The 14619-nt window shown below is 60.1% G+C and carries 9 protein-coding genes and 1 tRNA gene; 7 read left to right on the top strand and 3 right to left on the bottom strand.

Annotated features, from left to right (window positions below):
• The first annotated feature begins 166 nt into the window (after window positions 1–166).
• The gene (locus DWW03_RS13350; protein ID WP_022062074.1) at window positions 167–1219 is read left to right on the top strand and encodes an AI-2E family transporter; all 1053 of its coding nucleotides are present in this window, start codon (window positions 167–169) and stop codon (window positions 1217–1219) included.
• A 157-nt stretch (window positions 1220–1376) separates the two neighbouring features.
• Window positions 1377–3233: a biotin/lipoyl-containing protein gene (locus DWW03_RS13345; RefSeq protein ID WP_022062075.1), complete on the top strand. Its 1857-nt coding sequence runs from the start codon at window positions 1377–1379 to the stop codon at window positions 3231–3233.
• 368 nt (window positions 3234–3601) lie between these two features.
• Here the strand turns inward: DWW03_RS13345 and def are convergent, their stop codons facing one another.
• Together def and DWW03_RS13335 are read right to left on the bottom strand one after the other, a co-directional pair.
• Window positions 3602–4210 carry a peptide deformylase gene (gene def, locus DWW03_RS13340; protein ID WP_022062076.1) on the bottom strand — a complete coding sequence of 203 codons (609 nt, stop codon included), beginning with the start codon at window positions 4208–4210 and terminating at the stop codon, window positions 3602–3604.
• 101 nt (window positions 4211–4311) lie between these two features.
• A tRNA-Met gene (locus DWW03_RS13335) sits at window positions 4312–4385 on the bottom strand.
• A gap of 132 nt (window positions 4386–4517) precedes the next feature.
• Between DWW03_RS13335 and DWW03_RS13330 the strand changes: the two genes are divergently transcribed.
• A complete protein-coding gene (locus DWW03_RS13330; protein WP_118406859.1) occupies window positions 4518–5195 on the top strand; it encodes a potassium channel family protein in 678 nt (225 codons plus the stop codon).
• A gap of 91 nt (window positions 5196–5286) precedes the next feature.
• Here the strand turns inward: DWW03_RS13330 and DWW03_RS13325 are convergent, their stop codons facing one another.
• Window positions 5287–6963: a DUF6377 domain-containing protein gene (locus DWW03_RS13325; RefSeq protein ID WP_022062078.1), complete on the bottom strand. Its 1677-nt coding sequence runs from the start codon at window positions 6961–6963 to the stop codon at window positions 5287–5289.
• A 310-nt stretch (window positions 6964–7273) separates the two neighbouring features.
• On the opposite strand from DWW03_RS13325, the gene DWW03_RS13320 reads away from it, so the two are divergent.
• Genes DWW03_RS13320 through DWW03_RS13305 form a run of 4 tightly spaced genes read left to right on the top strand, consistent with a single transcriptional unit; the run spans window position 7274 to window position 14617 of the window.
• Window positions 7274–8404, top strand: a complete 1131-nt coding sequence (locus DWW03_RS13320) for a hypothetical protein (RefSeq protein ID WP_022062079.1) — start codon at window positions 7274–7276, stop codon at window positions 8402–8404.
• A 21-nt stretch (window positions 8405–8425) separates the two neighbouring features.
• On the top strand, window positions 8426–10534 hold the full coding sequence (locus DWW03_RS13315) for a DUF5689 domain-containing protein (protein WP_118406858.1): 2109 nt from the start codon (window positions 8426–8428) through the stop codon (window positions 10532–10534).
• A gap of 13 nt (window positions 10535–10547) precedes the next feature.
• Complete coding sequence (locus tag DWW03_RS13310) at window positions 10548–11504, top strand: endonuclease/exonuclease/phosphatase family protein (protein ID WP_015546008.1); 957 nt, start codon at window positions 10548–10550, stop codon at window positions 11502–11504.
• Window positions 11505–11512: 8 nt separating this feature from the next.
• Window positions 11513–14617: a SusC/RagA family TonB-linked outer membrane protein gene (locus DWW03_RS13305; RefSeq protein ID WP_118406857.1), complete on the top strand. Its 3105-nt coding sequence runs from the start codon at window positions 11513–11515 to the stop codon at window positions 14615–14617.
• Window positions 14618–14619: the final 2 nt, after the last annotated feature.

Here is a 14619-nt window from a genome sequence, read left to right as displayed (position 1 = left end):
CACAACCTTTCATTTGTCATTTTACTAACTTTTTAATTCAACCAACGGGTATATCAAATATTTGTGAGCCGCAATAGAATAGCGCAAATTTTCAGTCGACGATATTTCAACATTCCGGCCTCCCGGTCCGGAAGCCTGCGGCACGTTCCTTGCGCGGGGCCGGGGTATGCTTTCGGTGCGTGAAAAATACTGGCGTTATTCGCTTTTCGTGCTTATCGCGGGGCTGGGTCTCACGATCTTCGCCGAGCTGACGCCGTTTCTGGGCGGCTTGCTGGGGGCCGTGACGATCTACGTGCTGCTGCGGCGTCAGATGTGGTTCTTGAGCGAACGGCGGCGGTGGCGGCGGAGCCTTGCGGCGTCGCTGCTGCTCGGCGAGGCGATCTTCTTCTTCCTCGTTCCGATCAGCCTGATCGTCTGGATGGTCGTCGACAAAATCCAGGGCGTGGCCCTTGATCCGCAGTCGGTCATCACGCCCGTCCGGCACGTCGCCGGACTCATCCAGCAGAAAACCGGCTACGACCTCTGGTCCGAGAGCAACCTGCAATCGGTGCTGGGCTACCTTCCCAGGGCGGGGCAGTGGCTCGTGGGCGGCATCGTGAATTTCGCCGTCAACCTCGTCGTGCTGCTCTTCGTGCTCTATTTCATGCTGATCGGGGGCCTGCGCATGGAGACCTACTGCCGCGAAATCCTGCCGTTCGACCGCTGCGCGGCGCGCAGCGTGATGCGCGAAATCCACATGATCGTGCGCTCGAACGCCATCGTCATTCCGCTGCTGGCCGTCTCGCAGGGCGTGGTGGCCTATGTCGGTTACCTGGCCTTCGGCGTTCCCGAGCCGCTTTTCTGGGGCGTGCTGACCTGCTTCGCCACGATTCTGCCCATCGTCGGCACGGCCCTCGTGTGGCTGCCGCTGGCGGCCTACATGAGCCTCGACGGCAACTGGGGGCAGGGCGTCGGGCTGGTGATGTACGGCACGCTGGTCGTCACGCAGGTGGACAACCTCGTGCGGATGGTCATGCAGAAGAAGATGGCCGACGTGCACCCGCTCATCACCATTTTCGGGGTCTTCATCGGTCTGTCGCTCTTCGGCTTTATGGGCGTCATCTTCGGGCCGCTGATGCTGGCGATGTTTGTCTTCTGCGTCAATGTCTTCAAACGCAGATACCTCGACGGGCTTCCCGACCGGGAACTGTTCCAGCCCGGCGGCAGATCGGGCGGATGATCGTTCTGTTTCCCGTCTTTTTTACGGAAAGAAAGCGGCCGGGGCGTTTTTCCTGAAAATTCCCCGGAAAAAAGTTGCATATTCGTGAGGGTTTATTACCTTTGTTATTCGAATAACAATGGATTCGTGCCAAAGAACCCTTAAATGATATTATAAAATGGCGAGAAATCTCAAAATCAGAGACCTTACGTTGCGTGACGGCCAGCAGTCGTCCTTCGCGACGCGTATGAACCAGGAGCAGATCGACCGCTGCCTGCCGTTCTACAAAGATGCCAATTTCTATGCGATGGAGGTGTGGGGCGGCGCCGTCCCCGACTCGGTGATGCGTTATCTCGACGAGAATCCGTGGACGCGCCTCGAAACCATCCACAAGGCAGTGGGCGATGTCTCGAAACTCACGGCCCTTTCGCGCGGCCGCAACCTGTTCGGCTACTCGCCCTATACGGACGAAATCATCGACGGCTTCTGCCGCAACTCGATCCGGAGCGGTTTGGGCATCATGCGGATCTTCGACGCCCTGAACGACGTCGACAACGTAAAATCGACCGTCAAATACGTCAAGCAGTACGGCGGCATCGCCGACTGTGCGGTTTGCTACACCGTGGACCCGAAATACCCCGAACCGGGTTTCTGGGCCAGGCTGACGGGCAAATCGGCCCCCAAACCGGTCTTCACCGACGCCTATTTCCTCGACAAGGCCCGCCAGATGGCCGCACTGGGCGCCGACATGATCACCATCAAGGACATGTCGGGTCTGATTCCGCCGCGCCGCGTCGCCACGCTGGTGCGCCTGCTGAAGAAGAACCTTTCGGTTCCCGTCGATTTCCATACCCACTGCACGCCGGGCTACGGACTGGCTTCGGTGCTTTCGGCCATCATCGCCGGGGTCGACGTCGTGGACACCAACTGCTGGTACTTCGCCGAAGGCACGGGCGCCCCGGCCATCGAGCTGATCCATGTTTTCTGCAAGAAGCTGGGCATCGAAACGGGCGTGAACATGGAGGCCGTGGCCAAGATCAACACCCAGCTGCGGGACATCCGCAAGGAGCTGAACCAGTCGGTCTTCGGCGTCGAGAAACCCGAGCCGAAGGCGTTCAACCCGGTGACCGACACGCTTCCCGCCGAGATCGACGCCCTGTTCGACCGGGCGATCGCCGCGGCGCAGCACGACGACGAGAACGCCACGATCGACGCCTGCCGCAAGATCGAGGCCTATTTCGGCTTCCCGGCTCCGAACGAACTGGTGCAGAAGGCCGAGATTCCCGGCGGCATGTATTCGAACATGGTGGCCCAGCTCAAGCAGCTCAAGGCCGAGGAGATCCTGCCCCGCGCCATGGAGCTGATCCCTTCGGTGCGCCTGGCCGCGGGTCTGCCGCCGCTGGTGACCCCCACCTCGCAGATCGTGGGTGCGCAGGCCGTCAACTGCGCCCTCGACGAGAAGGCCGGACGTCCGATGTACACCAACAAGTCGTCGCAGTTCGTGGGCCTCGTGAAGGGCGAGTACGGCAAGACGCCGGTGAAGATCGACCCCGAGTTCCGGTTCAAGATCTGCGGCGTGCGCGAGGAGACTCCCTACGACACCTCGAAATACCAGATGCAGCCCAATCCCGAGCTTCCCGAAGCCGGAGGCGTGAAGCTCGCCGCCGATGAAAAGGAGGTGCTGCTGCTGGAGTTGTTCCCGCTGGTCGCCAAGACGTTCCTGACCAATATGAAGGTGAAGGCCTACGAGGCTTCGAAGCCGGCCGAACCTGCCGCCAAGGCCGGGGAGACGCCCGCCGGAGAGACGCAGGCCGTGATCACGGGCAACGTCGTGACGGCTCCGCTGCCGGGCCGCATCATCGAACTCAAAGTGAAGGTCGGCGACGCGGTGAAGGCCGGACAGGAGGTCGCCGTTCTCGAAGCGATGAAGATGGAGAACGCCATCACGAGCGATTTCGCCGGTACGGTCAAGCAGATTCTGGTCCGTCAGGGGCAGACCGTGGCTACCGACGCCGTTCTGATGGAGATCGAATAACACGATCCATTCTTTCCGGACGCCATTCCGTCCGCAGCGCCCGAATGCGTTGCGGACGGAACTTTTTTTCGGAGGCTTCGGTCGTGATCCCGGACGCTTCCGCGACGATGCTGCCTGCCGCATTGCAGTACGCTGTCCCGAGCGCATCGGCCGCCGCGCCCGGGCGCGGGCCGGGGCTTGCCGGGGATGTGGAGGACGCCTTGCGGACCTTGCTTCCGATGCTGCGCGAACGTTCCGACCGGACGTTCCTCCGACCGCCGGCTGAAAATCTGCGGCGTCTTGTGCGACGACATGACCGTCGCGCCCGTGGCCACGGCCACGAGCAATCTGAAACACCTCTGCGAACTGGTCTGACCGGTGCGGCGAGGCTACTCTTCCGGCGTGGGGGCTTCGTCCGTCCGGTCGGTGTAGAGAATTCCGTCGAGATGGTCTGTTTCGTGCTGGAAGATTACGGCCGTGAATCCGTCGATCGTCTCCGTTTTTTCGGCGAACCGCTCGTCGCGGTAGCGCAATACGATCCGCTGCGCCCGCACCACCGTGCCCGCTAATCCCGGAATCGAGAGACATCCTTCCCGTCCCGGGGCGGTTTCGGCCGACGATTCGACGATCTCCGGGTTCAGGTAGAATTCGAACGGCTCTCCGGGCTTGTCGAAACGCTGCACGGCGATCATCCGCCGGAGAATCCCCACCTGCGGGGCGGCGATGCCTACGCCCGAGTTCTGCGGGTCCTGCACCGTCGCGAGCATCCTGCGGCGCAGGACGGCGTAGTCGTCCGTCCGCAGCATCCGCCCGGTCACCGGAGCGGCCTTTTGACGCAGGACGAGCGAGTCGGCCGGGTTTCCGACGGTCAGTATGCGCATGATTTCTCCCTTCCCGGCGTGAATGGTCTCCTCCTCTGCGGCGCTGAACCCTCCGGAGCATCCGGCGAACGCCAGCGTTGCGGCCGCGCAGGCCGCCAGTATCGTTTTCTTTTCCATGATAGCCGCTGTTTCTGTGAATAGGCTTTTTTTTCGGTAATTCGCCCGGTTTTTCCGGATAACGAAAAAACGGAGATCGTTTAGACCTCCGTTTCCTTCCGTAGCGGGTCCGAGACTTGAACTCGGGACCTCATGATTATGAATCATGCGCTCTAACCAGCTGAGCTAACCCGCCATTGCTGAAAGCGAGTGCAAAGGTAATAGAAATTTTCAATCGTGCAAAATCTTTCGGCAAAAAAACGCCGTAAAATTTATGATTCCGGGTTGTGGCATTGATTTTGAGCGCGCTACGGAAAACCCGCAATCTATGTCTCTTACCCAATCGGCGCGTGCCGGAATCCGTGATGCGCTCGGTGTTGTCAAACTCATTGCCGGACTGGTGCTCCTCGTGGCCCTCTCGTGGGAGATCATTGCCGGCGACCATGTCCACGTGTCCCGCACCTATCTTGCGATCCAGTTCGTCGTCTGCCTCGTTTTCCTGTGCGATTTCTTCGTCCGCTGGGCCGCTGCCGAACGTCCGGGCCGTTTTTTCTGGCGCAACCTGCCGTTCCTGCTGCTTTCCGTACCCTACCTGAACATCCTGGCGTGGAGCGGCGTCGACATGACCCACGACTGGGGCGTGCTCGTCGGGCTTATCCCGCTGCTCCGGGCCTTCCTGGCCATGGTGATCATCGTGCGGTGGCTGGTCTCCGAAAACAGGATGCGGAGGCTCTTTTTCGCCTATATCTTCACCGTCGTCATCTTTACCTATATCTCCGGGCTGGTGTTCTACGACTACGAGGTGCTCGTCAATCCCAAGCTCCACGGCTTCGGCAATGCGCTCTGGTGGGCGTGGATGAACGTCACGACCGTCGGTGCGGAGATTTTCCCCGTCACGGCCGTCGGCAAGGTCTTCTGCGTGCTGCTTCCGTCATTGGGCATGATGTTCTTTCCGATCTTCACGACCTATGTCCTGCAGGAGTACACCCATAAGAAGGGGGAGTAGCCTTCTGTAAACCTCCCGGCCGTTGTTACGGCCGGGAGGTTAAAATTGCCGGAACAGCGTTATTTTACGCTTTTCGGCACACGCGGCTCCGTCAGGACCGGGCGGCGATCCCGTTCAACCCGATCAGCTGCACACGCTGTTCCAGGTCGCCGACGTCGGGCCGCGAGTGCCGCTGGGTGAACGAGCGGTAGTTGTAGACGGTGCGGATCGAACAGTGCAGCAGCGCGGCGATGGTCGCCGTGTCGGTGATGCCCAGGCGGATCAGCGCGTAGATGCGCAGCACGGTGGTCAGCTCGCCGTCGTGACGCCCCTCGGTGCGGGCCTCGTCGGCAAGCAGGCCGTTCATCTCGTCGATGAACGAGGGAAAAAGCCCGAGGAAGGTCTTGTCGAAAAGCGCATAGAACTCCTTCAGCTCGTCGTTGCGGACGTTGCTGCGGGCGTATTCGCGGCGGAGTTCGGCGATCCGGTCGTCGCGCAGCATCTTGTTGACATACTGATACGTACCCGAGAGTTTGTTGATATATTCCGAAATCGTCTGGAGAAAGCCCCCGATATAGACCTCCTTGATCCGGTTGGCATCGGCGATCCGGAGGTTCTGCGCGCTCAGGCGGTCGTTCGTCTCGCGCAGGCTCCGGGCCAGACCGTTGAGTTTGTCGTTCGACTCGCGGAGGGTTTGCTGCACGGCGCAGAGCTTCCGGTTGCGGGACAGCACGTAAAGCCCCGCGGCGACGGCCGAGACGAAAAAGAGCAGGATGACGACGATCAGCACGATGTACATCGTGTGCAGGCGGGCGTTGCGCTCGCTGTAAGCCGTCTCGATCTGCGGCAGGATGGCCATGTCGCGCCACGAGCGGCTCGGGGAGTTGAAGAAACGCGTGTCGCGGATCGCCACGCGGATATAATCCATCGCCCGATCGACGTCGCCCCGGTTGAAAAGCTCCTCGGAGACGGCGCACAGCGACCCGTGGTCACGCACGGCGGACTGGATGTCGGCCATGGCCGAACGTATGAACCAGGCGAGTTCCTCGTCGGGACGCCCCGCCTTCCCCTCGAGCTGCGCCTTGTGGTTGGCGGCCTTGGCGTAGGAGTGGGAATCGGAAGGGACCGAGACCAGCAGGCTGTCGCAGAGGGTCGAAGCCTCGGACCAGTCCTTGCGGACGATGGCATCCATATACCCGTAGTACAGGCTCGTGAAGGTGTCCTCGCTGATTTCCGCCGCGCTGACCGCATAATAGTGCTCGCGCCGGCGGAAAAGGTCGCGGCGTTCGCCCGGCTCGGTCAGGGCGTAGAGTTCGCGGTTCATGCGATGCCGGGCGACATAATAGGATTGCAGCGCCCGGCGGCTGACGTGCACCGTGTCGCGGATACCGCTCAAGATCTCCTCGGCCTCGTAGAAACGTCCGCCCAGGCTGTAACAGAGCGCAATCCCGGAGCGGGCACGCATGATCAGGTCGTTGTCGCCGGTCTTCTCGGCCAGCGCAAGAGTTCGCCGGAGGTAGAGAAGCGCGAAGTCGCTCTGGTAGGAGTTGTAATTTTCGGCGAGCCGCTCGGTCAGGTCGAAACGCTCGCGCAGCGAAAGCCCGTCGCGGGCCAGGGCGCGCTTGAGCGAATCAATGCGGGATTCGCGCCGCGCCGTGTACTCGCCGCTGCGGGCGATCACCCGATCGAGACTGCGGAACAGCTCCTGCAGGTCGGTCTTTTCACCCGGGGAAGCCGGAGCCGCGGACAGCGCGGAGAACAACGCTGCGGCAAGAAGGAGGATTTTCATTTCAGGTTTCGGTTTAATGCAAACATAGCGTTTTAATAACACAAAAGCAAATCAGAAGAAAGGGCATGTGTATTACAAATGTATTAAAAAGTAAAATATCAAAGTTTCAGCATTTACATAACGCACGGGGGTGTAAAAATCGAACATGCTGACAATAAACAAGATAAGATTTACATTCATTTACATTTTCGGGCAAGGCCCTTTCCGCATATTTATTAAGGGCTATCTTTGTAATGAAAATATTTTCAATATTCACCCGAAATTTAGCTAAAATTTTCCAAACTTTTTCAGACCAATTAACCTAAATGCTATGAGAACAACTCTATCTCTGAAAATCCCGAAGAGGAGCGTCACCCCGCTGATCGCGGTACTGCTGCTGACCGGCACGGTATCTCTGGGCACAGCCTGCGACGACGACAAGGACTACTCCCGCAGGGAACACATCGAGTGGTCGAACTCGCCCGAGTTCGAAGAAGCGCTGACGGGAACCCTGCACATCCCCGTCAGAGCGTCGAAAGAGCAGGACGCCACTCCGTTCAAAAGGTCCATCTATATCAGAAGCAATGTGGCTTATCAGGTCGGATTCGAAGGCGAAAAGGAAGAGTCCGGAGAACTGCCGGCCGAGGAGTGGCTCAACGTCGACGAAATCAAACGCGGCGTCAGGCCCGGAATCGACGAACTGGTCCTGCTGATCACCCCGCACACGGAGTCCTACGTAGAACGGAAAGGGTGCATCTCGCTGCACACCGACGTCGAATTTCTCAATGAATTCATCGCTGTGGTGCAGGGATTCCCGAAATACACCAAAGATTACGAGGGCAACTTCGACTGGCTGAAGTACGGTTCGGCGGAACCTCTGGAGACCCGGGGCGAAACGCCGATCGACAGCTGGACCGCCGACCAGAAGAAAATGGGGCTGGAATCGACGCCCGCACAGGAGGGAGGCACGGCCTACTGCTACGGCAAAAACGGCTACGTCAAGCTCGGCGACGACGCCGGACACGGAGCCAACCTGCTGACCCCGTACGATCCGGGCATCCGGAACGACACGGCCGCCATGGTCCGTTTCAACGCCATCGCCTATGCGGCGGCCGACGGCACGAAAGACAACGACGAACTGACTGTGCGGATCACGGGAGGCGGGCAGTTCGCCGACGGAACCACCGAGAAAACCGTCCGTGTGGGACACCTCGATCCCACGGCTGCGGAGCTTCCGACGGCCATGTGGAAAAACTCCCAGCAGGAGTTCATCATCTTCTCCCACCCCAAAAATCCCTTTACGAGCAACACGCGCATGGAACTGATGGCCGGCAAATACGAGATGGAGAGCGGCAACACACGCATCTTCATCGACAACCTCTACGTGCTGCGCCTGAAATGGTACGATTTCGAAGACCTGTTCGGCAAACTCCCCTGGGAACAGAATGCCCCGCGACACTAAAAACCCAAACTACGACATACGATGAAAAAATTCTACACCAAGCGCTTCAGCCTGATCTGCGCCTTCGCCGCCTCGGCCCTATTGCTCGGGGGGGGGTGCAGCGAGGATGAAACGGAGCCGGCTATCGGCTCGAAAGGCGTCAGCAGCGAAGTCTTCGTCTCCAGCGACGCAGGCTCCCGCACCATCAAGGTAGAGACCTCCGGACCGTGGCAGGCGCGGCTCACGCCCGAGACCAGACTCTGGGTCTCGGTCGACGGCGCCGACAGCGGCGAAACGGGCGGCTCGCTCAACCTCAATTACCGGACCAACAACTCGCTTCCCCGCAAGGGAACCATCCTCGTCTCATCGGCCCGCCAGCAGGTCGTCGACACGATTTACCTGATGCAGTACGGCACGACGCCGCTCCTGGAGTTCAAGTACATCGGAAAACAATATTCGTCCGTTAGCACGATCGACTCTGTCGCAATAGACACCAACATCCCGTTGTCCAAGAAAATCTACTGGACGGTCGTTTACGACGAGAATTCCGCTGCCGAACCGTGGGCCGACAGCGTCAGCTACGCCCAGGATTTCAAATATTTCCGGTTCCGGATCGCCGACAACAAGAAATTCGAGCCTCGCACGGCGCGGTTCCGGCTCCGATTTCAGGACGACTGGGGCGAAGATCACACAACCTATTTCACAGCCTATCAGGGTATCCCGGGCGGTACGGCGGAGACCCGCGAGATGACCTTCGAGGAGCTGCGCGGGCTGATCGCGGAGGCGGAAGGCGAGATCACCCTCGATCAGGACATCGCCGTAAGCGGCACGGTCATCAGCGACTGGGCCTCGCCCAACATGGCCGGAAGCCCCATGCCCAAGGCCGCGGAGAAACCCGACCTGGGCATCAACGACTGCACGGCCTACATGCAGAACGCCGACGCCTCGCTGGGTCTCGCCCTCGTCACGACCGACGCCCAGCAGAACAACCTGCAACGATATGACAAACTCAAACTCTGGTGCAAGGGCCTCACGCTGACCAAGCGGAGCAACCCCGAGCGCTACACGCTCAGCGGCGTGACGCAGGACCACATCGTCACCAAAGAGGCCGGGACGGCCGAAGAACTGCCCGCGAAGCGACGCTTCATCGACCAGCTGACCGACGCCGACATCTACACCCAGGTGACGCTCAAACGCTGCCAGATGGCCGTGCGCACCGGACGTTTCATCCCCGTGCACATCAACTACACCAACAGTTTCAACAACTACTACCCCGCGGCCGTACTCGACCGTCACGGCGACATGATCTACCTGATGACCAACCACGGCTGCGACTGGCGTTTCAAGGAGATGCCCGACGGCGAGGGAACGATCACAGGCATCATCGTACACGAGCCTTACACCTTCTTCGAGCGGGGCGGCGACATCGGCCGTTACCAGATCCGCAACGTGACACGCGAGGACATCGCGCTGGACGAGTCGGCCGACAACGTCTTCTCGGCCGTGGCCGTGGAGTGGAGTCCCGACGGCAGCAAGGACCCCCGCGCCTACGCATTCCCGCAATATCCGCATCCGGCAACCGACAGCGGTCAGGCGCATTGCGTGGCTGCAACGACGGGTTCGGGACTCTCGTTTATGAGCACCTACGCCTGGCTGGCCGTCGGCAGCGCCTACCGGGCCGCCGAAAACGGGCTGACCATCAACAACGCCTCGTGGGGCCACAAACAGCTGTGGGACACGGCGAAGAACACGGGAAACTCCCTGATCTTCGAGTTCTCGACGCAGGGCGTCAGCTCCACGCAATGCTCCTTCGTCTTCACCTGCCGCTACCACTCGGCACAGGGCGGACTGCGCTACTGGACGGCGGAATATTCGCTCGACGGCGACAACTGGAAGAAGCTCACCGATTTCACGGTTCCCGACAACGGCAACTGGGGCAACATGCAGCTTGAGCAGCTTTCGGGCGACAAGAACGTGTGGATGCAGGTTCCCACCGAGATTCTGGGACAGAGCGTGGCATGGATCCGCCTGCGCCCCGTGCAGAACAAGATCGGCACGGCGACGACCTACGACACCGCGACCATCGCATCCAACGGACAGGTAGCCAACGCATTCACCGTCTCCTACGCAGCCCTGCGTTACAACAAATAAACCAGCGAACGACATGAAAACATACGACACGATACAGATGCTGCGCCGGCTGGCTTTCGGGGCGACGCTGCTCACGGCCACGGCCCTGCTGCCCGCCTGCGACGACGATCCCGCCGCACCGGACGAGGAACTGACGACCGATCCGGGAACGAGCGTCCAGCCCGAAACCCTGCGTTTCATCAGTTACAATATTCTCGAGGGCATGAAGCTCGACAAAGCCCAGAACTTCGACAACTTCGTCGACTGGGTGAAGGAGAAGGACCCCGACTTCATGGCCCTCTGCGAGTGCAACGCATTCACCGAGGAGTCGCTCACGGCCCTTGCCGGCCGCTACGGGCACCCCTACGCCATACTCTGCAAGGAGAGCGGATTTCCGGTGGGGCTGACGTCGAAATACCCCATCGAACTGCGCAACCGCCTGCTCGAAGACGTTCCCCTCTGGCACGGAGCCATCCACACCCGCATCAAGGACATCAACGTCGTGGTGCTGCACCTCTATCCCTTCGGAACCTATCCCAACGGGCAGGGCGCAGCCGGGACGGGCAACACCTACCGCGACCGGGAGATCAACTGCATCCTCGACAGCACCATCCGCCGCTATCCGGTGGAACCGCTGTGGCTGATGGCGGGCGACTTCAACTCCTATTCGCCCAAGGATGCCGACGCGATGCCCGCGAACACCTATTTCGAGACGCATTCGATCGTACTCAAGAGCGGCTACTGCGACGCCCTGCGCGACCGCCACAGCCAGTTCTTCCACACCGTTCCCACCCCCTACAACGGCGAATCGACGGCGGATCAACGGCGGATCGACTTCATCTACGCCTCGCAGGCCGTGATGCGTGAAATAACCGACTCGCGCATCATCTACGACGAATTTACCGCCACGCATTCGGACCACTACCCGGTGATGATCGAATTCCGCCACTACCCCTCCGGGAAGCAAGCATCAGGAGTTGCACTTAAATAAAAATTCGCATGAAACAATATATCATATTACTGATCCTGCTGGTTTCGGGAGTGCTGACGGCAGCGCCTGCCTTCGCGCAGAAAAGCGGAACCAAACATACCGTAACGGGCAAGGTTACGGACCAGAGCGGCGAGCCGCTGATCGGCGCGACCGTACTGGTGACGGGCACGACGAACGGCGCCAGCACCAACGCCACGGGCGATTATTCGATCCAGGTTCCCGAAGGCGCTTCGCTGACCTTCCAGTACATCGGCTATGAAGCCAAAACCGAAAAGGTCGGCGCGCGCACGAAGGTCGACGTGAAACTCGAACAGAGCAAGCAGACCATCGACGAAGTGGTCGTGATCGGCTACGGCACGGTGAAGAAAACCGACCTGACGGGTTCGGTGGCCAACGTCAAGATGAGCGACATCAAGGACGTGCCGGTGGTTTCGGTCGACCAGGCCCTCCAGGGCCGCATCGCCGGCGCCGACATCATGGCCACGACCGGAGAGCCGGGCGCCACGACCTCGATCCGTATCCGCGGCACGCGCTCGATCTCGGCATCGAACGAACCGCTGATCATCGTCGACGGCGTCATCGACGGCATTCACGACCTGAACGACATCAACTCCGCGGACATCGAGTCGATCTCGGTGCTGAAGGACGCCTCGTCGACGGCCATCTACGGCGCACGCGGCTCGAACGGCGTGATCGTGATCACGACCAAGAAGGGCCGCGGCATAGACGGACGCCCCAACATCACCTTCAAGACCGACCTGGGATTTTCGCAGCTCCCGCGTCAGCTCGACATCATGGATGCCACGGAGTTCGCCCGCTACCGCAACGACTACGCCTATTTCTTCTCAAGCGCCGACGGCAACGATAAAATCGAACCCGACTCACCGATGTCGAAATACCCCTTCCCCAACCCCGAGGCCAAAGGCGTCGGCACGAACTGGATCGACACCATCACGCGCACGGCGCTCTATCAGAATTACGACCTTTCGATTTCGGGAGCCTCCGCGAAAAGCTCCTACTACGCCTCGGCCGGATTCAACGAAACGCAGGGAATCATCGACAACAGCGGGCTGAAACGTTACTCGGCGCGCCTGAAGGTCGACCACGAGTTCGCCAAATGGCTCAAGGCCGGACTGAACCTGAGCTACACCTACCGCGATCAGGACGAAAACCTGGCCACCATCGGCGGAACCAACTGGTGGAACGCCGCCGTGTTCCTCAGCCCGTTCCTCTCCCCCACATCCGACATGAACGACCTGTGGTACTCGGGACAGAAATTCAACAACCCGCGCATCATGCTCGACCACTGCCTCAAGAACGCCCGGCGCATTTCGCTCAACAACAGCGCATTCGTCGAAGTGACCCCCGTCAAGGGGCTGAAGCTGCGCAGCCAGTTCACCTACTACTCCTACCAGCGCCACGGACGCTACTACGAGCCGGGATACCTGCCGGCCAAGAAGGAGAACGAAGGCGGTTACGCCAGCCGCGACGAGTACGACGACACGAGTTTCTCAAGCGAAAATACGGTCTACTACGAATTGCGCCCCAAGAGCGGCCACAATTTCGACGTGCTGGGCGGATACACCGCGCAGATCAAGTACGACAACAACCTGAGCATCACCGGGCGCGGCTACACGCTCGACGAACTCACCTGGAACAACATGGCCGCGGTTCCCGACAAGCAGAACACCTCGATCAGCACCAACCACACGGACTGGACCAAGATGTCGGTGTTCGGACGTCTGAACTACAACTACAAGGAGCGTTACTACGTTACGTTCACGGCCCGTTACGACGGCGCCTCGAACTTCGCCGCCAACAAGAAATGGGGATTCTTCCCCTCGGCGGCCCTCCGCTGGAACATCGCCAACGAGAAGTTCCTGCAAAAAGCCAAGTGGATCGACGAACTGGCCCTGCGCGCCAGCCTCGGACGCACCGGTAACGACGCCATCTCGGCCTACCGTTCGCTGGCAGCCGTCGGCAACTCGACGAGCGGCTACCTGATGGGAGGCACGCAGCAACTGGCGGTCTACCCGTCGCGTCTGGCATCACCCGACCTGACGTGGGAAACCTCCGACCAGTATACTCTCGGAGCCGACATCTCGCTGTTCGACGGACGGCTCAACGTCACGGCCGACGCCTATCTGATCAAGACCCGCGACCTGCTGCTGACCGTACAGGTAGCCTCGCAGACGGGTTACACCAACTACTTCGCCAACGCCGGACGCACCACCAACAAGGGGTGGGAACTCACCGTCGAAAGCCGCAACATCGTCCGTCCGAAATTCCAGTGGTCGACGACCCTCACCCTGTCGCGCAACAGGCAGATGGTGGACGACATCGCCTCGGAAGACTTCGTGACAGCCTACTCGTCGCCGTCGTCGTCGGGAACCACCTACATGATGTACGGCTACAAGAAGGGCTACACGCTCAACGCCCTCTGGGGATTCCGCTACGGCGGCGTATGGCACAACCAGGAAGAGGTCGAGCGCAACAAGATCACCAAGGCCTACGCCTCGGCCAGCGGCAACACCTTCAAGCCCGGATACGCCCGCTATCAGGACATCAACCACGACGGAGCGCTGAACAGCGACGACCTGGTCTACCTCGGATCGGCCGACCCGGACCTCTACGGCGGTATCCAGAACACGTTCAACATCCATAACTTCACATTCAGCTTCTTCTTCAACTACTCGATCGGCGGCAAGATCTACAACGTCGCCGAACTCTGGATGGGCAACGGTTCGCCCTATACCAACCAATACAAGTACATGCAGAACTCCTGGCATCCGGTCCGCAACCCGAATTCGAACCTGCCGATGGCCGGCAGCTACGACGCCCTGCCCAGCGACCGGCTGGTGCACGACGCAAGCTACCTGCGGCTGAAGAACATCTCCGCGAGCTACACGTTCGACATGCGCAAGGTCACCAAAAACCGCCTGCGCGACATCCGCGTAAGCGTCAGCGGCGAGAACCTCTACCTGTGGAAGAAATACAACGGATTCGACCCGGACGTTTCGACATCGAGTTCCAACTCGGCCCTGCGGCGCGTCGACATCGGCGCCTATCCCAAGCCCCGGACCATTATTTTCAGCCTCCAGATCAGATACTAACA

It is taken from the genome of Alistipes sp. AF14-19, assembly GCF_003461645.1.
Taxonomy (GTDB): Bacteria; Bacteroidota; Bacteroidia; order Bacteroidales; family Rikenellaceae; genus Alistipes; species Alistipes shahii.
The sequence above is the reverse complement of the archived record's forward strand: the minus strand, read 5'-3'. Positions and strand labels throughout refer to the sequence as shown.